This window comes from Roseateles saccharophilus, from assembly GCF_031458095.1.
Classification (GTDB): Bacteria; Pseudomonadota; Gammaproteobacteria; order Burkholderiales; family Burkholderiaceae_C; genus Pelomonas; species Pelomonas saccharophila_A.
Genome location: NZ_JAVDXU010000001.1, coordinates 1,974,187 through 1,998,348, shown reverse-complemented (window position 1 = coordinate 1,998,348; position 24,162 = coordinate 1,974,187). Strand labels below are relative to the sequence as shown.

The window sequence follows — 24,162 nt, the reverse complement described above, 5'->3', positions numbered from 1 at the left end:
GGGCTCCGGTTCGCTGGGACCGCTGCAGTGTGCCAGCAGCGCTCACTTGGGGCGCGGGCGCAGCAGCTTCTCGTCGCTCTGGCGCAGCAGGCCGTCGCGCAGCAGCGGCACGGCCCGCGCCACGGCCAGGGCGGCCTGGCGCACTTCCTCCTGCACTGCAGCGTCGTCGTCCAGGGCGTCATGGCTGGTGGCATAGGGCTCGAAGTAGCCGATGTAGCGGTCCAGCCGGGCGCCAAAGCCGGCATCGACCAGGCCCATCCAGTCCAGCCAGTCCGACAGGGCGCGGCGCGTGCCGTCGATGCCGGCCACGTCGCCATGCACGACCAGGCCGTAGACGCGGCCGGCCAGGTGCTTGGGATAGTCCCAGCCCCGGAGCTCCAGCTCGCGCGCCAGCTGGGCCTTCTTGCCCTGGGTGGAGGTGGGGTCGGGGTTGCCGCCATCGGCACAGACGAGGCGGTCCATCATCAGTTTCAGCGGGCTGGGGGCCTGGTACCAGTGCACCGGCGTCAGCAGCAGCACGCCGTGGGCGCGCACCCATTGCTCGTAGATCTCGGCCATCCAGTCATTGGTCTGGCCGCTGGCGTGGTTGGGATAGCAGCTGCACGGCCAGTGGCACAGCGGCATGGCGGTGGACACGCAGCCCTTGCAGGGGTGGATGTGGCGGTCGTAGTCGGAGGTCAGCCGGCTCAGGTCCAGCACCTGGACGTTCAGGCCCTCGCTCTCGCCGGCCCGGCGCGCGATCTGCGTCAGCCGCCAGGTCTTGGACATCTCGCCCGGGCAACTGCCGTCGTTGCGCGGCGAGGCGTTGATGACGAGCAGGCGCGACGGGGTGGCGCGGTCGGCCCATTGCGCCTGGGCCTCTTTCAAACGCAGATGCAGATCGCGCCATTCGCGCGACAGGTCGTAGCCGGGGTCGGAGAAGCCCTCGCCGGCCTTGACGGTGATGGGGGCCTTGCGACCGTCCTGGAAGGCTTCCCAGGCGATCTGCTCCAGCCTGGCCAGCGCCTGGCGTTCCCTCTCGAAGGCCGGATCGGCAAAGCGCTGCTGGAAGCGCTCGCCGAACTCCTGGCGGGACATGGGCTGTGCCTGTCCGGTTCTGACGGGTGAAGTCATGTCTGGGTCTCCGGTGGGTGCTTCAGCGGGCAAGCCAGATGCCCGCTGCGATAATCACCCCCGTGAAGCAAGCCAGACCGCCGCTGGGGCAAGCTCGGAAACGAGGCCCTGGAGGAAGGTCCGGACTGCATAGAGCGGCGTAGCAGCTAACGGCTGCCCGGCGAAAGCCGAGGATCAGAGCAACAGAGACGAGTTCTGCTGGGACACCCCGATGGGTGGTCTATGCGGCGCCAGCGCAAGCTGGCGTTGGGGTGAGGCGAAAGCCTCGCACCATCGGGCGCAAGCCCGAACGGCATAGCACCTCTGTCGGGCTCTGCCCGACAGAGGTGAAACGGGCAATCTCTACGCGCAGCAACACCAAGTAGGCCAGCGTTGATGCGGCTCGCAGAGCTGGCGGGTAGGTGGCACCGAGCCGGGCAGTGATGTCCGGCCCAGAGGAATGGCGGTCACGCCGTCCGAACCGCAAGGGGAGGGCGGTGCACAGAATCCGGCCTATCGGCTTGCTTCACTCTTTCTTTCAGCCGGCTTTCTCCCCGACGCTTTTCCCTCGCCAAGCGCGATGGCAGTGGCTGGATTTCACATTGTCATGACGTTCGGGTCTGGTGCCGCTGGCGCGCGGCGCCGATGGTCAGTGCAGTCGCGGCGTCAGCCCCGACGGGAGAACAGATGATCCCGGACCCCGAGGATCCGGTCCAGGTTCAGACCGCGGCTTTGCCGTCGTGGCTGGCGAGGTGAGGGCGCTGGCCCAGCGCAGCGCCCAGGCGGCGCGCGAGATCAAGGGCCTGATCGGCGCCAGCGTCGAGAAGGTTGAGGCCGGCAGCCAACCAGTCGGTCGCTTCCATCGACAAGGGCACGCAGCAGAGCGCCGCCCTCGTCGAGCAGAGCGCGGCGGCGGCCGAGAGCCTGCAGCAGCAGGCGGCCGGGCTGCTGGACGTGATCTCACAGTTCAAGACCGCGCGGGCCCGGGCCGGCTTCGCCTGAGTCAACCCCGCGACGCCGCGGGCGCGCAAGGGGTCGATACACTCGCCGGCAGCCGCAACCCGCGGCTGCCGCCTCATCCAAGCACCCCCTCGATGAATCCTGACGCCAGCCGCCTCTGGCGCGCGCCCCGCTGGGCCCTGTCCGTGCTGTTGGCCTGTTTGGCCATGGTCGGGCCCTTCTCCATCGACACCTATCTGCCGGCCTTCGCCGGCATCGCGTCGGCATTGGACGCGACGCCCGTACAGATGCAGCAGACCCTGTCTGCCTATCTGCTGGGCTTCGCCTTCATGAACCTCTTCCACGGCGCGCTGTCGGACTGCTTCGGCCGCCGGCCCGTCGTGCTGATCGGCCTCGCGGTCTTCACCGTGGCCAGCATCGGCTGCGCGGTGGCGGGCTCCATCGGCCAGCTGGTGTTCTGGCGCACGGTGCAGGGTATGTCGGCAGGCGCCGGCATCGTCGTGTCGCGGGCCATCATCCGCGACATGTTCCCGCCAGCGGATGCCCAGCGCGTGATGTCGCAGGTGACGCTGTTCTTCGGCGTGGCGCCGGCGATTGCGCCCATGGTGGGCGGCTTCCTGTTCGTGCACGCCGACTGGCACTCCATCTTCTGGTTCCTGACCGCCGTCGGCGCGGCCCTGCTGGTGTCCAACTGGCGGCTGCTGCCGGAGACGCTGCACGCGGACATGGTGCAGCCCTTTCACGTCGGTGCGTTGATGCGTGAGTACTGGCGGCTGTGCAGCAGCCGCCAGTTCATGATGCTGGTGCTGGCCAGCGGCATCCCCTTCAACGGCATGTTCCTTTATGTGCTGGCCACGCCGGTCTTCCTTGGCGAGCACCTGCATTTCGCGCCGACGCAGTTCTTCTGGTTCTTCCTGTGCTCCATCGGCGGCATCATGGCCGGCGCCGCCGTCAGCGGACGCCTGGCCGGCAAGATGAGCCCGAAGCGCCAGATCATGCGGGGCTTTCGCATCATGGTGGCGGTGTCCATCAGCAATGTGCTGCTGAACCTGTTCGCGCCCCTGAGCGCCTTCTGGGCCTTGCCCATGGTGGGCCTGTTCGCCTTCGGCTGGGCGCTGATGGTGCCCGTCGTCACGCTGCTGGTGCTGGACCAGGTGCCCGAGCGCCGCGGCATGGCCTCGTCGCTGCAGGCCTGCATAGGTTCGGCGGCCAATGGCCTGGTCGCCGGTCTCCTGGTGCCCCTGGTCATGCATTCGACCGTGGCCCTGGCCCTGGCGTCGGCCGGGCTGATGTTGATCGGCCTGGTGTCCTGGTACAGCGTGCGCCGTTCGGTAGCCGCTTAAGCCTGGCGGTCGCCTGCCGAAATCACCGACATGATGAAAAAGCGTTGGCTGATCACCGCGCTGCTGGCCGCCTGCGCGGCTGCGCAGGCCGAGGAACCCAAGGAACCCGTGGACGTGCTGCGCCAGCGCCTGGCAGAGCGCCTGTCCACCAAGGCCGAGGGCGCGGCCACGGTCAAGCCCACGGCCAAGGCGGCCAGGCCGGGCAAGGCCGAAATGCCCAAGCCCGTGCATTGGGGCTATACCGGCGACATCGGCCCGGACCACTGGGCCGAACTGGCGCCAGACAACAAGCTCTGCGCTGTCGGTACGCGCCAGAGCCCCATCGACATCCGCGAGAGCATCGCCGTCGATCAGGAAAAGATCGCCTTCGACTACCGCGCCAGCAATTTCTCGGTGCAGGACAACGGTCACACGATTCAGGTGAATGTCGCCGCCGGCAATGGCCTGACCGTCATGGGCCGGCGCTACGAGCTCGTGCAGTTCCATTTCCACCGGCCCAGCGAAGAACGTGTCAACGGCAAGCAGTTCGACATGGTGGCCCACCTGGTGCACAAGGATTCACAAGGCAAGCTCGCCGTCGTCGCCGTGCTGCTGGAGCGCGGGGCCGACAACAAGCCCCAGCCGCTGATCCAGACCATCTGGGCCAATCTGCCGCTGGAAAAGGGCGAGGCCCTGGCGGCCCAGGTGCAGATCGACCTGAACCAGCTGCTGCCCACGGAGCGGGGCTACTACACCTATATGGGTTCGCTGACGACGCCGCCCTGCAGCGAGGGCGTGCTGTGGATGGTCATGCGCCAGCCGGTCGCGGCCACGGCCCAGCAGATCGGCATCTTCGCCAAGCTCTACCCGATGAATGCGCGGCCTCTGCAGGCTGGCTCGGGGCGGCTCATCAAAGAGTCGCTGGGCCCGTCGGCCGGCCCTTGACCGTGCCGCCCTTGTCGGTCTTGCGCGCGCCCGACAGCCAGTCGTAGAGCGTCGCGAACAGCTGCTCGGCGACGACGGGCTTGGCGACGTGGTCGTCCATGCCGGCGTCCAGGCAGCGCCGGCGTTCGTCATCGAAGGCATTGGCCGTCATCGCGAGGATGGGCAGTTCCGCCCCCTGCGGCAGATTGCGGATGGCGCGGGTCGCATCCAGGCCGTCCATGACGGGCATCTGCACATCCATCAGCACCAGGGCGTAGTCGCCGGCCTTGACCATGTCCACGGCCTGCTGGCCGTCTGCGGCGACATCCACCGTCAGGCCGGCGCTGCCGATGAGGGCAACGGCCACTTCCTGGTTGACCGGGTTGTCCTCGGCCAGCAACAGGCGATGCGGATGGGCGCGGGCCAATTCGGCCAGGCGCTCGCGCGCGGAGTGCGGCCGCGGCGCCGCCACCGGTGCGACCGGCGCCTGCACGGCGGCCCCGACGGGCAGGTTGAACCAGAAGTTGCTGCCCCGGCCCAGGGCACTGTCGACGCCCACCTGGCCGCCCATCAGCTCGGCCAGGCGCCGGCAGATGGCCAGGCCCAGGCCGGTGCCGCCGTAACGGCGTGTCGTGGAACTGTCGGCCTGCTCGAAGTCGCGGAACAGCCGGGCCTGGGCGTCGGCGGCGATGCCGATGCCGCTGTCCTGCACCTCGAAGCGCAGCATCAGGCCTTTCGGACCTTCGTCGAGGCGGGCGGCCAGGCGCACGAAGCCGCTTTCGGTGAACTTGACGGCATTGCCGGCGAAATTCAACAGCACCTCGGAGATGCGCTGGGGGTCGCCGATCAGCACGCGGCCGCCCAGGGTGGGCGAGACATCGGTCTCGACGCGCAGGCGCTTGGCCGCGGCCGTCTGCGTCGTCATGTTGGCGATGTTGTCCAGCACCTCGCCGACGGTGAACTCGCGCTGCTCCAGCCTGACCTTGCCGGCCTCGATCTTGGAGAAGTCCAGCACGTTGTTGATGACGCTGAGCAGATGCTCGGCGGCGTTGGCCACCTTCTGCAGGCGCTGCTGCTGCTCGGGTTCGATGGTGTCGCTCTGGGCCAGATAGGTCAGGCCGATGATGGCGTTCATCGGCGTGCGGATCTCGTGGCTCATGTTGGCCAGGAAGGCGCTCTTGGCCAGGCTGGCGGCCTGGGCGGCCTGGGTGGCCTCGGCCAGCTCGGCGGTGCGGGCCTCGACGAGTTCCTCGAGATGGTGTCGGTAGCGCTCCAGCTCCAGCGCGTCACGGCGCTGGCGCGAGATGTCGGTCAGGAAGCCATGCCACAGCACGCTGCCGTCGGCCTCGCGCTGGGCGATGGCATTGCCGTAGATCCAGCGTTCGCTGCCATCGGCCTGGGGCGTGCGGAATTCCTGCTGCCAGGGGCTGAGGTTGCGGGCCGAGGCCAGCAGGCTCTCGCGCACCGCGGCTCGATCATCGGGGTGGATGCGCTCGAACCAGGGCGCGGCGCTGCGGCTCAGTTCGGCGCTGCCGAGCAGGAAGTACTCGCGTACCGCCTCGCTGACATAAGCGAAGCTGAACTCGCCGTTGACGGCCAGGCGCAGCTGGTAGACGACGCCAGGCACGGTCTCGGCCATGCCGCGCAGGCGTTCGATGAGGTTGCGCTGGGCGTCGAACTGCTGCTGCAGCGCGTCGCGCATGTGCTCGAGGTGGCCGCCGAGCAGGCCGATCTCGTCCTGGCGGGTGTGCTCCAGCTTGGCGTTGAAGCGGCCCTCGGCGAGGTCGTTGGCGAAGTCGCCCAGTTCGCGCAGCGGGCGGAACAGGCGCGAGTTCAGCAGCCACAGCACCAGCGCGAGCGAGGCCAGCAGCTGGCCGCCGACGGTCGCGCCATAGAGCCAGCGCTGGCGCAGCACAGCCGTCGTGCTGAGGTGGTCGTCGATCTCAATCTGGATGTGGCCGATGCGCGTGGCGCCGCGCAGGATGTCGCGCTCGCCGGTCAGGGTCTGGCCCAGGCGCCGCTCGGGCAGGTGGTTCTCGATGAAGGGCAGGCCTTGCGACGCGTCACTGACGCTGACGCGCACGACCTCGGGCGACTTGACGATGGCCGACACGACTTCGCGGGCGGCGACGGCGTCCAGGTTCCACAGCAGCTCGGGCAGGCTGCTGGCCAGCACGTCGAGCTTGGCGTCGAGGTCGCGCTGCAGGGCCTGTTCGGCCACCTTGGATTCGCGCAGGCCGATGAAGAGACCGCCAACGATCAGAGCCGGCAGCAGGAGGCCGATGCTGGCACCAAGGGCCAGGGCGGCAAAGAGCGAGGACGAGGGCTTGCGGCTCAAGATGAACTCATTGGAGCACCCTTCGCGCGGTGCGCTGTCCCGCCAAGCGGGAGCTGAGCGCCTTCGGACGGCCGGGCGGCGCTCATGCTGCCATGAGTTGGGCATGCCCAAAGCGAAACACGCCGCGTCGCGTGGCGGCGTGGCGTGTTTCGTGGCGCATGAGCGTCAGCCCTTGCCCAGCAACTGGGGCTTGAGCGAAGAGTCGACCGGCTTGTCGCCCAGCCAGATCTTCAAGAGGGCGTTGTAGAAGTTGATGTCCTTCATGGGCTCGCCGATCTGCTTGCCGTTCAGGGCCATCACCGTACCGGTGTCGGGGATCCAGTCCACCGTGATGATGTCGCCCTTCTTGCCCTGGGGGATGTTGACGAAGGCCTCGCCGAACACCGCGAGCTGGTTGACGAACTTGGAGCGTTCGGCCTTGTCGGTGTTGGCCGTGATGCCGGCCATGAAGGCCTGGCCCAGTTCGTCACCGGTCACCTCGCGCAGCATGCCGATGCTGAAGCGGCGCGGGCCCTGGCTTTCGAGGACGCCGGCCGTGGTGTCCTTCTTCTCCGGCAGATAGAGCACCAGGGAATAGACCTTGACGACGATGCGCACGCGCACGCCGGCACCGTTGACCTTCAGTTCCTTGCCGGCCACCTTGACCGTGTCATCGAACTTGAGACCACCGACTTCGATGGCCATTGCCGTGCTGGCCATGCCGAGAGCCAGGCCGATGCCGGCAATCCAGCGGATGGCTTTGTGCGTCTTCATGCAGTCTCCTGAATCTTTTGGGGTGGGGATCAGTGCGCCGCTTCGAGCTTGAAGAGGCTGACGACTTCTTCGAGGCCATGGGCCTGGGCGCGCAGCGAGTCGGCGGCGGCGGCGGCTTGCTCCACCAGCGCGGCGTTCTGCTGCGTGCTCTTGTCCATGTCGTGGATGGTATGCGTGACGCGCTCGATGCCGGAGCTCTGCTCGGCGCTGGCGTGGGTGATCTCACCCATGATGTCGGTCATGCGTTGCACGCTCGCCACCACGCCTTGCATGGTGCTGCCGGCCTGGGCGACGAGCTGGCTGCCCTGGGCGACCTTCTCGACCGAGTCGCTGATGAGGCGCTTGATCTCCTTGGCGGCATCGGCGCTGCGGCCGGCCAGCGAGCGCACCTCGCCGGCGACGACCGCGAAGCCGCGGCCCTGCTCGCCGGCGCGGGCGGCCTCCACGGCCGCGTTCAGGGCCAGGATATTGGTCTGGAAAGCGATGCCGTCGATGACGCTGATGATGTCGACGATCTTCTTGGAGGAAGCGTCGATGCTGCCCATGGTCGTCACGACCTTGGCCACCACTGCGCCGCCTTCGCCGGCCACCTGGGAGGCGGCCTGGGCCAGCTGGTTGGCCTGCTGGGCGTTCTGGGCGTTCTGCTGCACGGCGTCGGTCAGCGTCTTCATGGCCGACAGCGTCTGCTCGAGAGAGGCGGCCTGGGCCTCGGTGCGCACCGACAGGTCCAGGTTGCCGCTGGCGATCTCGCTGGAGGCCGATGAGATGGATTCGGTGCCTTCACGCACGCGGCCGACGATGCCCTTGAGGCTTTCGTTCATGTCGTGCAGGGCCTGCAGCAGTTCGCCGGTCTCGTCGCGGCTGCGCACTTCGATCTCGCTGGTCAGGTTGCCCGAGGCCACCTTGCGTGCCACGGCGACGGCGCCGCGCAGCGGGTTGACGATGCCGCGGGTGATCAGCACGCTGGTCAGCACGCTGGCAATGATGGCGGCCACGGCCAGCCCCAGCAGCAGCAGGGCGGTCTTGTGGGCCACCTGGTTGGACTGCTGGCCGGCCGCGTCCATGGCCGCATTGCGCGTTTCGACGAGCTTGTCCAGCGCGGCCATGTACTTGCCCTGGGCGGCACGCACCGAGAACTGGTACTTCAGCGGCGCGCCCTCGGTGTCGCCGGAGGCCACGGTCTTCACGAAGGCCGCCTGGCCGGTCATGAACTTGGCGCGCGCCTCCTCCACCGCCTTGAGCTGCTCCTGGCTGGCCTCGTCGGTCAGCAGGGGCTTGAGCTCGGCCATGGTCTTCTCATGGGCTGCCATCAGGCCGGCGACGGTGTCCAGCTCCTTCTTGATCTGCTCCTCGCCCGTCATGATCAGCGTCGTCATCATGCTGCGCGAGGCGTCGCCGAGCTCCGCCTTGGCGCGGTTGGCCAGGGCGACGGTCTTGTAGTCGCCGCTGATCAGCTGACTGATCTCGCCGTTCAGCGTCTGGATGCCGAAATAGCCCAGCAGCGTGATGGCGATCAGGCAGGCGATCACGACCGCAAAGCCGGCGGTGAGGCGCTGTCCGATGCGCATATGGGACAAGAAATTCATGGGGGCTTGCCTCGCTCTTTTGATATTCGGTGGGAGCCCCGGTTTAGTTCTTGGCGGGAGGGGCTGTAACAGCACGAAATTTCAGCAGAAATCATCGAGGCCCATGCATTCTGGTCGGGCAGCCGTCGAGGCTTGCCGTGATTTGTGCGGCAAAACCCTGTGAGACATGGTGTCGCCTTCGTGACGCCCGACGGCCAAGCCGCTTCAAGCATGGGGGCAAACGCGATGCCGTTGTGCACATCACTTCAAGCACCACTTCGCAATATCTTGGCAAGTCCTTATTTCTTAACGGTATTTTCTGGGCTTGCTGTATAAATCAACAGTTGTGGCTAAGTGCTTGATTTCATTGAAAAAACTTGTGCCGAACCTTGACCGGGGTGGGGGTGGGCCTTAAAGTGGGAGGAAGTGTCGTTTCGTGGTGAAAAGTGTCGGAAATCGTCTTTCAGGGTGCCTCCAACTTGGCTTTAGATGCCAAGGGCCGCCTGAGTGTGCCCAGCCGACACCGTGAGGTGCTGCAACTGCTTTGCCAGGGGCGCCTGACCGTCACCAAGCATCCCGACGGCTGCCTGATGCTGTTTCCCCGGCCGAGCTGGGAAGTCTTCCGCGACAAGGTCGCCAGCCTGCCGATGTCGGCTGCTGGCTGGAAGCGTGTCTTTCTCGGTAACGCGATGGACGTCGACATCGACTCGGCGGCGCGCGTGCTGATCTCGCCCGAACTGCGCAAGAGCGCCGGGCTGAAGAACGACGTGATGCTGCTGGGCATGGGCAGCCATTTCGAGCTCTGGGACGCCGAAGCCCATGCCGCCCACGAGGCCGAAGTGATGGCCGGCCCGCTGCCCGACGCGCTCAAGGATTTCAGCTTCTGATGAGCGCCGGCATGAACGAAAGCGCCACGTTCCGCCACACCACCGTGCTGCTGGACGAGGCGGTGGAAGGCGTGCTCGCGCGCCCCGACGGCATCTATGTGGACGGCACCTTCGGCCGCGGCGGCCATTCCCGCCTGCTGCTGAGCAGGCTGGGCCCGCAAGGCCGCCTGATCGCCATCGACCGCGACCCCGAGGCCGTCGCCGCGGCCGCCGCCATCCAGGACCCGCGCTTCTCCATCGTCCACAGCGGCTTTGCCGACATGGCCGACGAACTGGCGGCGCTGGGTGTGCATCAGGTGGATGGTGTGCTGCTGGACCTGGGCGTGTCCAGCCCGCAGATCGACAACCCCGAGCGCGGCTTCAGCTTTCGCTTCGAGGGACCGCTGGACATGCGCATGGACACGACGCGCGGCGAAAGCGTGGCCGACTTCCTGGCTCGCGCCGAGGAGCGCGAGATTGCAAGGGTGATTCGAGACTATGGCGAAGAACGGTTTGCTGGCCAGATTGCAAAGGCGGTTGTTGCTCGCCGAGAAGCCGGTACGCCGCTCACGCGCACCGACGAATTGCGCGAACTCGTGGCTCGCGCGGTCAAGACCCGCGAGCCCGGCCAGGACCCGGCCACGCGCACCTTTCAAGCCCTTCGGATTCATGTCAATGGCGAGCTTGAACAGCTGGATCAAGGGCTGAACGCGGCCCTGCGCCTGCTCGCGCCCGCCGGCCGGCTGTCCGTCATCAGCTTCCATTCGCTGGAAGACCGGCGGGTCAAGCAGTTCATTGCCGAGCACAGCAAGGCCGTGTTTGACCGCCGCGCGCCCTTTGCGGAGCCGGCGCCGCTGATCCTGAATGCTCTGGGTCGCATCAAGCCCAGTGCCGCAGAGGTGGCCGCCAACCCGCGGGCGCGCTCCGCCGTGCTGCGCGTCGCCGAGCGCACGGATGCGCCGCTGAAGGCGTGACGCGGTGGCCAAGCTCAACCTCATCCTCATCCTGGCCGTGCTGGCCAGCGGCGTCGTCCTCGTGCACAGCGCCTACGAATCGCGCCGCCTGTTCGCCGAACGCGACAAGGCCAAGGCCGAGGGCCAGCGCCTGGCGGCCGACGCCGAGCGCCTCGCCGCCGAGCGCCACGCCCAGGCGACCAATCTGCGCGTCGAGCAGGTCGCCCGCGAGCGCCTGGGCATGCGCGTCATCAGCCCGGCCGTCGTCGCCTCGGGGGTGACGCCGTGAGCAAAGCGAACAAGGCCAACCAGTCCGGCGCTCGCGCGGTCAGCTATTCGACCAGCCCGCTGCTGGCGTCCAAGACGCCGCCCTGGCGCTCGCGCTTCCTGGTTGCGCTGGTCGGCCTGGCCTTCCTCGGCCTGCTGGCGCGCGCCGTCTATGTGCAGGTGCTGAACACCGACTTCTTCCAGAAGCAGGGCGAGGCCCGCTATGCCCACACGCTGGAGCTGCCCGCCAGCCGTGGCCGCATCAACGACCGCACCGGCCAGGTGCTGGCCGCCAGCGTGGCCGTGCCGTCGATCTGGGCCATCCCCAAGGAAGTTGACGCCGATCCGACCAAGCGCCGCGAGCTGGCCAAGGCCCTGGGCCTGTCGAACAAGGAGCTGGAAGCCAAGCTCAACCCCGAGACCCGCTTCGTCTGGCTCAAGCGCCTGGCCGACGACGAGACTGCCGTCAAGGTCAAGGCCATCGGCCTCAAGGGCGTGTTCCAGGACCGCGAGTACCGCCGCAAATACCCCGAGGGCGAGGCGGCGGCCCATGTCGTCGGCTTCACCAATGTCGAGGACAAGGGCCAGGAGGGGATCGAACTGGCCTTCCAGAAAGAACTGCAGGGCCGCGACGGCTCGCGCTCCGTCGTGCGTGACCGCCTGGGCCGCGTCGTCGAGGACATCGGCGACATCGTGCCGGCCGCCAACGGCCATGACGTCGATCTGTCGGTCGACTCCAAGGTGCAGTTCTTCGCCTACCAGCGCGTGCGCGACGCCGTGGTCGAGAACAAGGCCAAGGCCGGCTCCGTCGTCGTGCTGGACGCGCTGACCGGCGAGGTGCTGGCCCTGGCCAACTACCCGAGCTACGACCCGGGCAATCGCCAGAACCTGTCCGGCGAGCAGTTGCGCAACCGTGCGATGACCGACGTCTTCGAGCCCGGTTCGACGATGAAGCCCTTCATTGCCGGCCTGTCCATGGAGACGGGGCGCAGCACGCCGGACACGCTGGTGGACACCGGCAACGGCAAATATGCCTTCCAGGGCGCCGTCATCAGCGACACCAAGCCTCACGGCGTCATCCCGGTGCGCGAGGTCATCAAGTTCTCCAGCAACATCGGCGCCACCAAGCTCGCCATGCAGATGCAGCCGCGCGAGATGCACGAGATGTTCACGGCCATCGGCCTGGGCCAGCGTCCGCAGGTGACCTTCCCGGGCGCCATCACCGGCAAGCTGCGCCCCTACAAGTCGTGGCGGCCCATCGAGCAGGCCACCATGAGCTATGGCTACGGCCTGTCGGCCTCGCTGTTCCAGCTGGCTCGTGCCTACACGGTGTTCGCGCGCGACGGCGAGATCATCCCGGTCAGCATGCTGCGCCAGCCGCACGACCATCCGGTGCCCGGCATCCGCGTGTTCTCGCCCAAGGTCACCCAGGATCTGCGCCTGATGCTGCAGGCTGCTGCCGGCCCGGGTGGCACGGCGCCCGAGGCGCAGGTGCCCGGCTACAGCGTCGGCGGCAAGAGCGGCACGGCCCACAAGCAGGAGGGCCGCGGCTATGCCAGCCACAAATACCGCTCCTGGTTCGTCGGCATCGCGCCCATCGTCAACCCGCGCATCGTCGTGGCCGTCATGGTCGACGAGCCCACCGCCGGCGTGTACTACGGCGGCAAGGTGGCCGGTCCGGTGTTCAGCCAGGTCACGGCCCAGACCCTGCGCCTGCTGGGCGTGCAGCCCGACCTGGACGTGAAGAGCCAGATCGTCGCCAACCAGAAGGCCGTGGCCACAGAGGAAAGCTTCTGATGCTGACTCGTTTGAAATCTTCCGACGCCGCCGCCCGCTGGCTGTCCGAATGGTGCACCGGCACCCTGCGCACCGACAGCCGCCAGGTTCGCCCCGGCGATGCCTTCATCGCCTGGCCCGGCTATGCGCGCGACGGCCGCGAGTTCGTGAGCGCGGCGCTGGAAGCCGGCGCCTCGACCTGCCTCGTCGAGGAGGCCGATGTCGAGCGCTTCGGCTTCGTCGATGCCCGCGTGGCCTCGCTGCCTGGCCTGAAGGCCCGCACCGGCGAGATCGCCGCCGCCTTCTTCGGCAGGCCCACCGACGCCCTGGACGTCATCGCCGTCACCGGCACCAATGGCAAGACCTCGTCGGCCTGGTGGATCGCCCAGGCTTCGTCGCAACTCGGCAAGCGCTGCGGCGTCGTCGGCACCCTGGGCATCGGCGAGCCGCCCAAGCTCGACTACAACGGCCTGACCACGCCCGACCCGGTGCTGCTGCAGGCGGCCTTCGCCCGCATGCGCGACGACGCTTTCTCAGCCTGCGCCATCGAGGCCAGCAGCATCGGCATCGTCGAAGGGCGCCTGGCCGGCAGCGCCGTGCGCGTGGCGGTGTTCACCAACTTCACCCAGGACCACCTCGACTACCACCGCACCATGGACGCCTACTGGGCGGCCAAGCGGGCGCTGTTTGCCTTCCCCGGCCTGCGCGCGGCGGTCATCAACCTCGACGATCCCAAGGGCGCCGAGCTGGCCGCCGAGCTGGCCTCGCTGGACGTGTGGACCACCGGCCTCGAGCGTGCCGATGCCCGCCTGTCGGCCCGCGGCCTGCGCTACACCGGTGAGGGCCTGGCCTTCACGCTGCACGAGGGCTCCGAGGCCGTTGAAGTGCAGACCGGCCTGATCGGCGACTACAACGCCTCCAACCTGCTCGGCGTGGCCGGCGCCCTGCGCGCCCAAGGCCATGCGCTGGCCGACGTGGCCCGCGTGCTGGCCCGCGTGACGCCGGTGCCGGGGCGCATGCAGCGCGTCGGCAATGGCCGCGAGCTGCCCCAGGTCGTCGTCGATTACGCCCATACGCCCGACGCTCTCGACAAGGCGCTGTCGGCCCTGCAAGGCCTGGCCCAGGCGCGTGGCGGCGAGCTGGTGTGCGTGTTCGGCTGCGGCGGCGACCGCGACCGCGGCAAGCGGCCGCAGATGGGCGCCATCGCGGCGCGGCTGTCGGGCCGCGTCGTCGTCACGACCGACAACCCGCGCACCGAGGCGCCGGCCCAGATCATGGCCGACATCGCCGTGGCCGCGCCCGACGCCATCGTCATCGAGGCACGCGAGGAAGCCATCCGTGCGGCAGTCATGCATGCCGGCGCCCGCGACATCGTGCTGATCGCCGGCAAGGGCCATGAGGACTACCAGGAAGTGAACGGCGTGCGCCGGCCCTTCTCGGATGTGGCCGAGGCGCGCGCCGCCCTGCTCGAGAGGGCGGGTCTGTGAACTTCCTGACCCTGGCCCAGGCCCAGGCCCTGCTGCCCGGCTCGACGCTGGTCGGCGACGGCGCGACCGCCTTTGCCCGCGTGCACAGCGACACCCGCACGCTGCAGCCCGGCGACCTCTTCGTCGCGCTGCGCGGCGAGCGCTTCGACGCCAACGACTTCCTCGCGCAAGCCAGGGCTTCCGGTGCCGTCGCCGCGCTGGCCGAACGCGGCCTCGCTGAAGCGGGTCTGCCGGGCCTGCTGGTGGCCGATGCCAAGGCAGCCCTGGGCCAGTTCGCTGCCGCATGGCGCCGCCAGCAACAACTGCCCGTCATCGCCGTCACCGGCTCCAACGGCAAGACGACGACGACCCAGATGATCGCCAGCATCCTGCGCGCCTGGGTGGGCGAGGCGGCCCTGGCGACCCAGGGCAACTACAACAACGACATCGGCGTGCCGCTGACGCTGCTGCGCCTGCGCCATGACGACGAGCTGAGCCACCGCGCCGCCGTCGTCGAGCTGGGCATGAACCACCCCGGCGAGATTGCGCCGCTGGCCGCGATGACGCAGCCGACGGTGGCCCTGGTCAACAACGCCCAGCGCGAGCACCAGGAATTCATGGCCACCGTAGAAGCGGTGGCGCGCGAGAACGGTGCCGTCATCGAGGTCCTCGGTGGCAGCGGCTGCGCCGTCTTTCCGGCCGAGGACGCCTGCGCGCCGATCTGGCTGGAGCTGGCCGGCTCGCGGCCCCATCTGAGCTTTGCGCTGCGCGGCGAGGCCGACGTGACCGGCGACGCCGTCTGGATAGGCACGCACTGGGCGCTGGAGCTGCACACGCCGGCCGGCACGGCGCCCGTCGCCCTGCACATGGCCGGCGAGCACAACGTGCGCAACGCGTTGGCCGCCGCCGCCTGCGCGCTGGCGGCAGGAGCGCCGCTGGCCTCCATCGCCCAGGGCCTGGAGGCCTTCCGCGCCGTCAAGGGCCGCTCCGAGCTCAAGCTCGATGCGCGCGGCAAGACCCTCATCGACGACAGCTACAACGCCAACCCCGACAGCGTGCGCGCCGCCATCGACGTGCTGGCCGGCATGCCGGGCGAGGGCTGGCTCATCCTCGGCGACATGGGCGAGGTGGGCAACGAAGGCCCGGCCTTCCACCGCGAGGTCGGCGCCTACGCCGCCGAGCGCGGCATCGCCCACTTCTGGACGGCCGGCAGTGCCGCCCGCGATGCCTCCGCCGCCTATGGCGAGAAGGCCCGCGCCTTCGACACCACGGCCGCGCTGATCGCGGCCCTCAAGGAACAACCCGACGCGGCCCAGACCCTGGTCAAGGGCTCGCGCTTCATGAAGATGGAACAAGTGGTCGCCGCCCTGCAAACCGGAGAACCGAATGCTGCTTAGCCTCGCCCAGTGGCTGCAGGGTCTCTATCCCGACCTGGGCTTTCTGCGCCTCTTCAACTACATCACCTTCCGCGCCGTCATGGCGGCCATGACGGCGCTGCTGATCGGCCTGGCCTTCGGCCCCTGGGTCATCCGCCGCCTGACCGCGATGAAGATCGGCCAGCCCGTGCGCGCCTATGGCGTGCAGGCCCATCTGGCCAAGACCGGCACACCGACCATGGGCGGCGTCCTCGTCCTCATCGGCATCGGCGTGTCCACGCTGCTGTGGTTCGACTGGAGCAACCGCTTCGTCTGGGTCGTCATGCTGGTCACCATGGGCTTTGGCGCCGTGGGCTGGGTGGACGACTGGCGCAAGGTCGTCGACAAGAACCCCGAGGGCATGAAGAGCCGCGAGAAGTTCTTCTGGCAGTCGCTGATCGGCCTGTTCGCGGCGCTGTACCTGGCCTTCAGCGTGTCCGAGACCTCCTTCCTGGGCGTCGTGCAGCTGTTCTTCCGTTGGGTGAGCAGCGGCTTCTCGACCGAGCTGCCGCCCAAGGCCGACCTGCTGATCCCCTTCTTCAAGACCATCAGCATGCCGCTGGGTGTCTGGGGCTTCGTGGCCCTGGCCTATTTCGTCATCGTCGGCACCAGCAATGCCGTCAACTTCACCGACGGCCTGGACGGCCTGGCCATCATGCCCGTCGTCATGGTGGGCTCGGCCCTGGGCGTGTTCGCCTACGTGACCGGCTCCTCGGTGTTCTCGCGCTATCTGCTGCTGCCCTACATCCCCGGTGCCGGTGAGCTGCTGATCTTCTGCGCGGCCATGGCCGGCGCGGGCCTGGCCTTCCTGTGGTTCAACGCCCACCCGGCCCAGGTCTTCATGGGCGACGTGGGCGCTCTGGCCCTGGGCGGCGGCCTGGGCACACTGGCCGTCATCACGCGCCAGGAGATCTTGCTCGGCATCATGGGCGGCATCTTCGTGGCCGAAGTGCTGAGCGTGATGCTGCAGGTCAGCTGGTTCAAGTTCACGAAGAAGAAGTTCGGCGAGGGCCGGCGCATCTTCAAGATGGCGCCGCTGCACCACCACTTCGAGAAGAGCGGCTGGAACGAGACCCAGGTCGTCATCCGCTTCTGGATCATCACCATGCTGCTGTGCCTGGTCGGCCTGGCCAGCCTCAAGCTGAGATGACCCACCCCCGAAGCGCTTCGCGCCTCCCCCTCAAGGGGGCGCCCCGAGCGGCCTGGCAAAGCCAGTTCCGCCGGGGCCGCTTGGCCGTGCACTCTTTCGCGAGGCTTGATTGATGAAGCTCGATCTGCCGTCATTCGCCGAACAGCGCGTGCTCGTGCTGGGCCTCGGGGACTCCGGTCTCGCGATGGCCCGCTGGTGCGCGCGCTTCGGCGCGCAGGTCACGGTGTGGGACTCGCGCGAGCAGCCGCCGCAACTGGGCGCCTTGGGCGACACGGCCGCCTTCATGACGGGCGAGCTGACGCCCGAGACGGTAGCCGGCTTCAACTCGGTGCTGAAGAGCCCGGGTCTGTCGCCGCTGGATGCGCGCCTGAAAGCCGTCTACGAACACGGTCCGGCCGTGCGCGGCGAGCTGGACCTGTTTGCCGATGCGCTTGCCGCCTTGAAGGCCCAGCATGGCTACGCACCTGCCGTGCTGGCCATCACCGGCACCAATGGCAAGACGACGACGACCTGCATGACCGGCCTGCTGGTCGAGCGCGCCGGCAAGCGCGTGGCCGTTGCCGGCAATATCGGCCCGACTCTGCTGGATACGCTGACCGAGGCCCTGGCCAAGGAGCCTGACCCGGTGCCTGTCGAGACGCCGGCCGAGGTCATCGCGGAGGAGATTGAAGACGCGCCTGTCGAAGAGATGATTGAGGAAGAAGCTGCGGTGTTGCCCGACGAGGAAGCACCGCCGCCCATCGACCCCCCGCCGCCGCGCGGCCCGGTCTTCGAGACCCTGCCCGAGGTCTGGGTGCTGGAGCTGTCCAGCTTCCAGCTCGACGACGTGGCCGGCTTCGAGCCGACCGCCGGCGCGGTGCTCAATCTGACCCAGGACCACCTCGACTGGCATGGCGACATGGCCGCCTATGGCCGCGCCAAGGCGCGCATCTTCGGCCGCGAGTCGGTCATCGTCGTGAACCGCGACGATGCCGAAGTTGAAGGCCTGGTGCCGCAGCCTGTGTTCGTCAAGGGCACGCGTGGCAAGCCCGGCCGCACGGTGTCGCGCCATGTCGTTCGCTTTGGCTTGAACCCACCGCGCGCGCCGGGCGACTTCGGCTTGACGGAAGAGGGCGGCCTGGCCTGGCTGGTGCGCGCCCGCGAACTGGACCCGACGATCAAGAAGCGCAAGGGCGATGAGGAAGAGGCGCTGATCATCCAGCGCCTGATGCCTGCCGACGCCTTGCGCGTGCGCGGCCGCCACAACGCGGCGAATGCACTGGCCGCACTCGCGCTCGCCACCGCTGCCGGCTGCGAGCTGGCGCCCATGCTGCATGGCCTGCGCGAGTACCGCGGCGAGCCGCATCGCGTCGAGCCGGTGGGCAGCATCGACGGCGTCGAGTTCTATGACGATTCCAAGGGCACCAATGTCGGCGCCACGGTCGCCGCCATCTCGGGCCTGGGCGCCGACCGTGCGCCCGCCAAGCTGGTCCTCATCCTCGGTGGCGATGGCAAGGGCCAGGACTTTGCGCCGCTGGCCGACGGCGTGGCCCGCCATGCCCGCGCCGTCGCGCTGATCGGCCGCGATGCGCCGCAGATCGAAGCGGCGCTCGCCAACACCGGCGTGCCCATGCAACGCCACGAGACGCTGCAAGCCGCCACGGCCTGGTGCCTGGCGCAGGCGCAGAGCGGCGACAGCGTGCTGCTGTCGCCGGCCTGCGCGAGCCTCGACATGTTCAAGAACTACGCCCACCGCGCCGAGGTCTTTGTCGCGACGGTGCAGCAGCTCGCCGACGAACGCGGGGTGGCGCTGTGAACGCTGTGCTGAGTGGCTTCACCACCCGGCTGCAGTCGCTGTGGAAGCGCGATGGCGGTGAGGACGCCAGCGTGCCGGTGCGCGACTGGGTCTCGACCTCGGCCGGCCGGCCGACCCAGCTGCAGGGCTTCGACATCACCATGGTCTGGGTCGTGCTCGCGCTGATGGCCTTCGGCCTCTTGATGGTCTATTCGGCCTCCATCGCCCTGCCGGACAACCCGCGCTTTGCCAAATACCTGCCGACCCACTTCCTGACGCGCCACATGATCGCCATCGGCTTTGCGCTGGTGGCGGGCCTCGTCACCGTGCAGATCCCCGTCGCCATCTGGGAGCGCTGGGCGCCGTGGGTGTTCGTTGCGGCCCTGGTGTTGCTGGTGGCGGTGCTGATCCCCGGCGTCGGCAAGGTGGTCTACGGCGCGCGGCGCTGGATTCCGCTGGGCGTCATGAACTTCCAGCCGTCGGAGCTGGCCAAGTTCGGCATCGCGCTGTATGCGGCCAACTACATGATGCGCAAGATGGATGCCCGGGAGAACTTCTTCCAGGCCGTCACGCCCATGGCCATCTCGCTGGCCTTCGTCGGCCTGCTGCTGCTGGCCGAGCCCGACATGGGCGCCTTCATGGTCATCGCGGCCATCGCGATGGGCATCCTGTTTCTGGGCGGCGTCAACGGCCGCATGTTCCTGCTGATCACGATGGTGCTGGTCGGCGCCTTCGTGCTGATGATCACGCTCAGCGATTTCCGCCGCGAGCGCATCTTTGCCTACCTCAACCCCTGGGATGAGAAGTACGCCCAGGGCAAGGCCTACCAGCTGACGCACAGCCTGATCGCCTTCGGCCGCGGCGAGTGGCTGGGCCAGGGCCTAGGCGGCAGCGTCGAGAAGCTGCACTACCTGCCCGAGGCCCACACCGACTTCCTGCTCGCCGTCATCGGCGAGGAACTGGGCTTTGCCGGCGTGGCCGTCGTCATCCTGGCCTTCTTCTGGCTGACCCGCCGCTGCTTCCTGATCGGCCGCCAGGCCATCGCGCTGGACCGCGTCTTCGCCGGTCTCTACGCGCAGGGCATAGGCATCTGGATGGGCGGCCAGGCCTTCATCAACATGGGCGTGAATCTCGGCGCGCTGCCGACCAAGGGGCTGACGCTGCCGCTGATGAGCTTTGGCGGGTCGGCGATCCTGATGAACTGCGTAGCCCTGGCCGTCGTCTTGCGCATCGACCTCGAGAACCGGCAAATGATGCGTGGGGGCCGGTCATGAGTGGCAGGCACTTGGTCGTGATGGCCGCCGGCACGGGCGGCCACGTCATTCCCGGCCTGGCCGTGGCCGAGGAAATGCAGCGCCGCGGCTGGACGGTGTCGTGGATCGGTACGCCCACCGGCATGGAGAACCGCCTCGTGCCGGCCCGCGGCATCGAGATCGATGCACTGCCCTTTGCGGGCCTGCGCGGCAAGGGGATTGGCCACATGCTGCGCGGCATCGTCGGCTTCTTCAAGTCGCTGGGTGCCGCCAGGCGCGTCTATGACAAGCGCCGCGCGACGGCGGTGCTGGGCATGGGCGGCTATGTCTGCGTGCCGGCGGGCCTGACGGCGGCCTTGAGCGGCCGGCCGCTGATGCTGGTCAATGCCGATGCAGCGATGCTGAAGAGCAATCTCGCCCTGAAACCTTTTGCGCGCCGGATTGCCTTCGGCTTCGACGGTGCCGCCGCGGCTTCAACCGCGGGCGCCGTCGTCAGCGGCAATCCGGTGCGCGCCGAGATCGAGGCCCTGCCGTCGCCCACCGAGCGATTTGCCGACCGCATCGGTCCGCTGCGCCTGCTGGTGCTGGGCGGCTCTCTCGGCGCCCGTGCGCTGAACCAGGCGGTGCCGCAGGCGCTGGCCCTGTGGCCGCAGGAGCAGCGCCCCCAGGTGCTCCACCAATCCGGGCAAGACCATCTCGGTGCCGTCTGGCAGGCCTATGCCGACGCCGGCCTGTCGGCCGAGGTGCGGCCCTTCATCGACGACATGGCCGCCGCCCTGGCCTGGGCCGATGTCGTCGTGTGCCGCGCCGGCGCGATCACGGTGAGTGAGCTCTGCGCAGCCGGTTGCGCCGCCGTGCTGGTGCCCCTGGTCGTCAGCACCACCTCGCACCAGCGCGACAACGCCGTCTTCATGGCCCAGCACGGCGCGGCCATCCATCTGCCGCAGACCGAGCTGACGCCGGCCAAGCTGCATGAACTGCTGAGCAGCCTGGACCGCAATGCGCTGCTGGCCATGGGCGAAAAGGCTCGCTCGCTGGCCCGCCCGCGTGCGGCCGCCCGCGTGGCCGACGAGATCGAAGGAATGTTGAAGTGAAGCACGCGGTTCAACGGCTGCATTTCGTGGGCATAGGCGGCGCCGGCATGAGCGGCATCGCCGAGATCCTGCACAACCTCGGCTTCACGGTCAGCGGCTCGGACGCCGTCGAAAGCGCGACGACCGAGAGACTGCGCGGCCTGGGCCTGCGTGTCGAGATCGGCCATGCGGCGCCCAATATCGGCGACGCGCAAGCCCTGGTCACCAGCACCGCCGTCGCCGCCGACAACCCCGAGGTGCAGGCCGCCCGCGGCCGCCAGGTCCCGGTGGTACCGCGTGCCGTCATGCTGGCCGAGCTGATGCGGCTGCGCCGCGGCATCGCCATCGCCGGCACGCATGGCAAGACGACGACGACCTCGCTCGTCACGGCCATCCTCGTCGAGGCCGGCCTGGACCCGACCTTCGTCATCGGCGGCAAGCTCAACGCCGCCGGCGCCAACTCGCGCCTGGGCCGCGGCGAGTTCATCGTCGTCGAGGCCGACGAGAGCGATGCCTCCTTCCTCAAGCTCAGCCCCGTGCTGTCCGTCGTCACCAATATCGACGAGGACCACATGGACACCTATGGGCATTCGGTCGAGAAGCTGCACGCGGCCTTCATCGAGTTCCTGCACCGCATGCCCTTCTATGGCGCAGCGGTGGTCTGCGCCGACGATCCCGGCGTGAAGGCCATCCTTGGCCGTATCGAGAGGCCGGTCGTCAGCTACGGCCTGAGCGAAGGCGTCAGCGTGCGGGCCGTCAATGTGCAGGCTCTCGCTGGCGCACAGATGCGCTTCACCTGCCAGCGCGAGGAGGCGGCCGACCTGGATGTGCTGCTCAACCTGGCCGGTGAACACAACGTGCGCAACGCGCTGGCGGCCATCGCCATCGCGATGGAACTGGACTGCCCGGACGAGGCCATCCTGAAAGGCCTGGCCAACTTCTCCGGCGTCGGCCGCCGCTTCGAGAAGCACGGCGAATGGCCGGCCGCCGATGGTGGCCGCTTCATGCTGATCGACGACTACGGCCATCACCCGGTGGAGATGGCCGCCGTGCTGGCTGCCGCGCGCGGCGCCTACCCGGGCCATCGCCTGGTGCTGGCCTTCCAGCCGCATCGCTACACGCGCACGCGGGACTGCTTTGCCGATTTCGTGCACGTCATGAAGGGCGCCGACGTGGTGCTGCTGACCGAGGTCTATTCGGCCGGCGAAGCGTCCATCGAAGGTGCGACCGGCTCGGCGCTCGCGCAGGCCGTCGGCACCTCCAACTTCGTGGCCGGCGTGGCCGACATGCCCAAGGCCCTGGCCGCGTTGACGCGCGATGGCGATGTCGTCATCGGCATGGGCGCAGGCTCGATGAGCGCGCTGCCGCGTCTCGTTGCCCAGCATTTCTCTGAAGGAGCGTCCGCATGATGAAGACGCCAATCGATCTGAACATCGACGCCAGGTCTCTCGGCAAGGTTGCCGTGCTGTTCGGCGGCCACAGCGCCGAGCGGCCGGTGTCGCTGATGAGCGGCCATGGCGTGATGGCGGCATTGACGTCCGCCGGCGTCGACGCCCATGCCTTCGATCCGGCCGAGCGGCCGCTGCAGGCGCTGAAGGACGAAGGCTTCGAGCGCGCCTTCATCGCCCTGCATGGCCGTGGTGGCGAGGACGGCACCATCCAGGGTGCCCTCGAATGGCTGGGCGTTCCCTATACCGGCTCGGGCGTGACGGCCTCCGGCGTGGCCATGGACAAGACCATGACCAAGCGGGTCTGGGCCGCTGAAGGCCTGACGACGCCGCAATACCTGGCCCTGTCCCGCGCCGAGCTGACGCGGGAGCGGGTGCGCTCGATCCCCGACGAACTCGGCCTGCCCGTCATCGTCAAGCCGCCGCACGAGGGATCGAGCATCGGCATCACCAAGGCCATGGGCTATTCGGAGATGCAGGGTGCCGTCGAGCTGGCCCTGGGCTTTGACGACGAGCTGCTGTTCGAGCAGTGCATCGAGGGGCCCGAGCTGACCTGTGCCGTGCTGGGTGAAGGCGAGAGCGCCGTCGCGCTGCCCGTCATCGAGATCCGCGCCGAGGCCGGCAACTACGATTTCGCGAACAAGTACGAGACCGACACGACGCAGTACGTCTTCGGTTCGCTGCCCGCGGCGCTCGAAGCCGACATCAGGCAACTCGTGCTGCACGCCTACCGCCTGCTCGGTTGCCGCGGCTGGGGCCGTGCCGACCTGATGCTGCGCAAGGCCGACATGAAGCCCTTCCTGCTGGAGATGAACACCAGCCCGGGCATGACCTCGCACTCGCTGGTGCCCAAGGCGGCGCAGGCCGTCGGCATCGACTACCCGCATCTCTGCCTCTGGCTGCTGTCGCAGGCACGCCTTGACCGCGCTTGATTTCATGAACTCCGCCGCCGCCACCGCTGCGTTGCCGCCCGACGTCCGCCTGATGAATGCGGTGTCGGCGCTGCTCGTCGCTGCGCTGGTGGTGACTGCGGCTTGGGCGGCTCTGCGCTGGGTGGTGCGCCTGCCGGCCTTCAACTTCCGCGCCATCCAGGTCGAAGGCGACGTCAGCCGCAACAGCGTCGCCTCGCTGCGCGCCAATGCGCTGCCGCGCCTGCACGGCTCCTTCCTCAGCATGAACCTGAGGGACGGCCGCGCCGCCTTCGAGGCCGTGCCCTGGGTGAGGCACGCCCAGCTGACGCGCATCTGGCCGATGCGGCTCAAGGTCAATCTCGAGGAACACCGCGCCGCCGCCTACTGGGAAGCGCGCACCGATGGCGCCGACTCGGCCACCGAAGCCGCCGCCGAGCGCGCCCTGGTCAACAGCTTCGGCGAAGTCTTCCAGGCCAACCTCGGCGATGTCGAGGACGAGACCCTGCCGGTGCTGGCCGGTCCGGCCCAGTCGGCGACCGCCATGCTGCAGATGTGGCGCTCGCTGTCGCCGGCCGCCGAAAAGCTCGGCGAGGGCATTGACCGGCTGGACCTGTCCGGCCGTGGCTCCTGGCGCGCGACCCTGGGCAGCGGTGCCGTCATCGAACTGGGGCGGGGCAGCGAGGCCGAGGTCGTCGAGCGCTTCGGCCGTTTCGCCCAATCCATCACCCAGGTCACGGCGACCTACCGCAGCCCACTGCTGTCCGCCGACCTGCGCCACGCCGACGGCTATGCGGTCAAGCTGCGCGGCGTGACGACCCAGTCTCCGGGTAAACCCGTAAATAGAAAACGTTGAGGA

At 68.4% G+C, this 24,162-nt stretch carries 19 protein-coding genes, 1 other RNA gene and 1 pseudogene; 17 read left to right on the top strand and 4 right to left on the bottom strand.

Annotated features, from left to right (window positions below; genetic code table 11):
- Positions 1-42: 42 nt before the first annotated feature.
- Positions 43-1,113, bottom strand: a complete 1,071-nt coding sequence (locus J2X20_RS09245; protein WP_310263635.1) for a flavodoxin family protein — start codon at positions 1,111-1,113, stop codon at positions 43-45.
- Positions 1,114-1,177: 64 nt separating this feature from the next.
- Between J2X20_RS09245 and rnpB the strand changes: the two genes are divergently transcribed.
- The 4 genes and pseudogenes from rnpB to J2X20_RS09225 all read left to right on the top strand — a co-directional run bounded on the left by rnpB (position 1,178) and on the right by J2X20_RS09225 (position 4,319).
- Positions 1,178-1,624, top strand: an RNA gene (rnpB, locus tag J2X20_RS09240) — RNase P RNA component class A.
- Between the two features lie 193 nt (positions 1,625-1,817).
- Positions 1,818-2,094 (top strand): annotated as a pseudogene (locus J2X20_RS09235) (methyl-accepting chemotaxis protein); the annotation flags it as partial.
- Between the two features lie 92 nt (positions 2,095-2,186).
- Entirely contained in the window at positions 2,187-3,395 is a 1,209-nt protein-coding gene (locus J2X20_RS09230) for a multidrug effflux MFS transporter (RefSeq protein WP_310263634.1), read from the top strand.
- A gap of 30 nt (positions 3,396-3,425) precedes the next feature.
- Positions 3,426-4,319 carry a carbonic anhydrase gene (locus tag J2X20_RS09225; protein ID WP_310263633.1) on the top strand — a complete coding sequence of 298 codons (894 nt, stop codon included), beginning with the start codon at positions 3,426-3,428 and terminating at the stop codon, positions 4,317-4,319.
- Here the strand turns inward: J2X20_RS09225 and J2X20_RS09220 are convergent.
- From J2X20_RS09220 to J2X20_RS09210, 3 genes are all read right to left on the bottom strand, one after another.
- Positions 4,285-6,636 (bottom strand): ATP-binding protein, encoded by a 2,352-nt coding sequence (locus J2X20_RS09220; protein WP_310263631.1) that lies wholly within the window; start codon positions 6,634-6,636, stop codon positions 4,285-4,287. The genes J2X20_RS09225 and J2X20_RS09220 overlap by 35 nt on opposite strands.
- A 165-nt stretch (positions 6,637-6,801) precedes the next feature.
- Positions 6,802-7,389 (bottom strand): chalcone isomerase family protein, encoded by a 588-nt coding sequence (locus tag J2X20_RS09215; protein WP_310263630.1) that lies wholly within the window; start codon positions 7,387-7,389, stop codon positions 6,802-6,804.
- Between the two features lie 29 nt (positions 7,390-7,418).
- Positions 7,419-8,975: a methyl-accepting chemotaxis protein gene (locus J2X20_RS09210; protein WP_310263629.1), complete on the bottom strand. Its 1,557-nt coding sequence runs from the start codon at positions 8,973-8,975 to the stop codon at positions 7,419-7,421.
- 434 nt (positions 8,976-9,409) lie between these two features.
- On the opposite strand from J2X20_RS09210, the gene J2X20_RS09205 reads away from it, so the two are divergent.
- The 13 genes from J2X20_RS09205 (at position 9,410) to J2X20_RS09145 (ending at position 24,159) form a co-directional block, all read left to right on the top strand.
- The gene (locus J2X20_RS09205; protein WP_310265147.1) at positions 9,410-9,841 is read left to right on the top strand and encodes a division/cell wall cluster transcriptional repressor MraZ; all 432 of its coding nucleotides are present in this window, start codon (positions 9,410-9,412) and stop codon (positions 9,839-9,841) included.
- 11 nt (positions 9,842-9,852) lie between these two features.
- Positions 9,853-10,794: a 16S rRNA (cytosine(1402)-N(4))-methyltransferase RsmH gene (gene rsmH, locus J2X20_RS09200; RefSeq protein WP_310263626.1), complete on the top strand. Its 942-nt coding sequence runs from the start codon at positions 9,853-9,855 to the stop codon at positions 10,792-10,794.
- 4 nt (positions 10,795-10,798) lie between these two features.
- Positions 10,799-11,062, top strand: a complete 264-nt coding sequence (gene ftsL, locus J2X20_RS09195; protein ID WP_310263624.1) for a cell division protein FtsL — start codon at positions 10,799-10,801, stop codon at positions 11,060-11,062.
- Positions 11,059-12,837, top strand: a complete 1,779-nt coding sequence (locus J2X20_RS09190; protein ID WP_310263623.1) for a peptidoglycan D,D-transpeptidase FtsI family protein — start codon at positions 11,059-11,061, stop codon at positions 12,835-12,837. The genes ftsL and J2X20_RS09190 overlap by 4 nt, the downstream gene beginning before the upstream one ends.
- Entirely contained in the window at positions 12,837-14,303 is a 1,467-nt protein-coding gene (locus tag J2X20_RS09185; protein ID WP_409034145.1) for a UDP-N-acetylmuramoyl-L-alanyl-D-glutamate--2,6-diaminopimelate ligase, read from the top strand. Before J2X20_RS09190 ends, J2X20_RS09185 begins: the two co-directional genes overlap by 1 nt.
- A 5-nt stretch (positions 14,304-14,308) precedes the next feature.
- The gene (locus J2X20_RS09180; RefSeq protein ID WP_310265145.1) at positions 14,309-15,679 is read left to right on the top strand and encodes a UDP-N-acetylmuramoyl-tripeptide--D-alanyl-D-alanine ligase; all 1,371 of its coding nucleotides are present in this window, start codon (positions 14,309-14,311) and stop codon (positions 15,677-15,679) included.
- Entirely contained in the window at positions 15,669-16,847 is a 1,179-nt protein-coding gene (mraY, locus tag J2X20_RS09175; protein ID WP_310263620.1) for a phospho-N-acetylmuramoyl-pentapeptide-transferase, read from the top strand. The genes J2X20_RS09180 and mraY overlap by 11 nt, the downstream gene beginning before the upstream one ends.
- 112 nt (positions 16,848-16,959) lie before the next feature.
- Complete coding sequence (gene murD / locus J2X20_RS09170) at positions 16,960-18,642, top strand: UDP-N-acetylmuramoyl-L-alanine--D-glutamate ligase (protein WP_310263618.1); 1,683 nt, start codon at positions 16,960-16,962, stop codon at positions 18,640-18,642.
- 38 nt (positions 18,643-18,680) lie between these two features.
- Positions 18,681-19,895 (top strand): putative lipid II flippase FtsW, encoded by a 1,215-nt coding sequence (gene ftsW, locus J2X20_RS09165; protein WP_409034160.1) that lies wholly within the window; start codon positions 18,681-18,683, stop codon positions 19,893-19,895.
- The gene (murG, locus tag J2X20_RS09160; protein ID WP_310263615.1) at positions 19,892-20,968 is read left to right on the top strand and encodes an undecaprenyldiphospho-muramoylpentapeptide beta-N-acetylglucosaminyltransferase; all 1,077 of its coding nucleotides are present in this window, start codon (positions 19,892-19,894) and stop codon (positions 20,966-20,968) included. The genes ftsW and murG overlap by 4 nt, the downstream gene beginning before the upstream one ends.
- Positions 20,965-22,356: a UDP-N-acetylmuramate--L-alanine ligase gene (gene murC / locus J2X20_RS09155; protein ID WP_310263613.1), complete on the top strand. Its 1,392-nt coding sequence runs from the start codon at positions 20,965-20,967 to the stop codon at positions 22,354-22,356. The genes murG and murC overlap by 4 nt, the downstream gene beginning before the upstream one ends.
- Positions 22,353-23,327: a D-alanine--D-alanine ligase gene (locus tag J2X20_RS09150; protein WP_409034144.1), complete on the top strand. Its 975-nt coding sequence runs from the start codon at positions 22,353-22,355 to the stop codon at positions 23,325-23,327. The genes murC and J2X20_RS09150 overlap by 4 nt, the downstream gene beginning before the upstream one ends.
- Before the next feature lie 4 nt (positions 23,328-23,331).
- The gene (locus tag J2X20_RS09145) at positions 23,332-24,159 is read left to right on the top strand and encodes a cell division protein FtsQ/DivIB (RefSeq protein WP_310263610.1); all 828 of its coding nucleotides are present in this window, start codon (positions 23,332-23,334) and stop codon (positions 24,157-24,159) included.
- Positions 24,160-24,162: the final 3 nt, after the last annotated feature.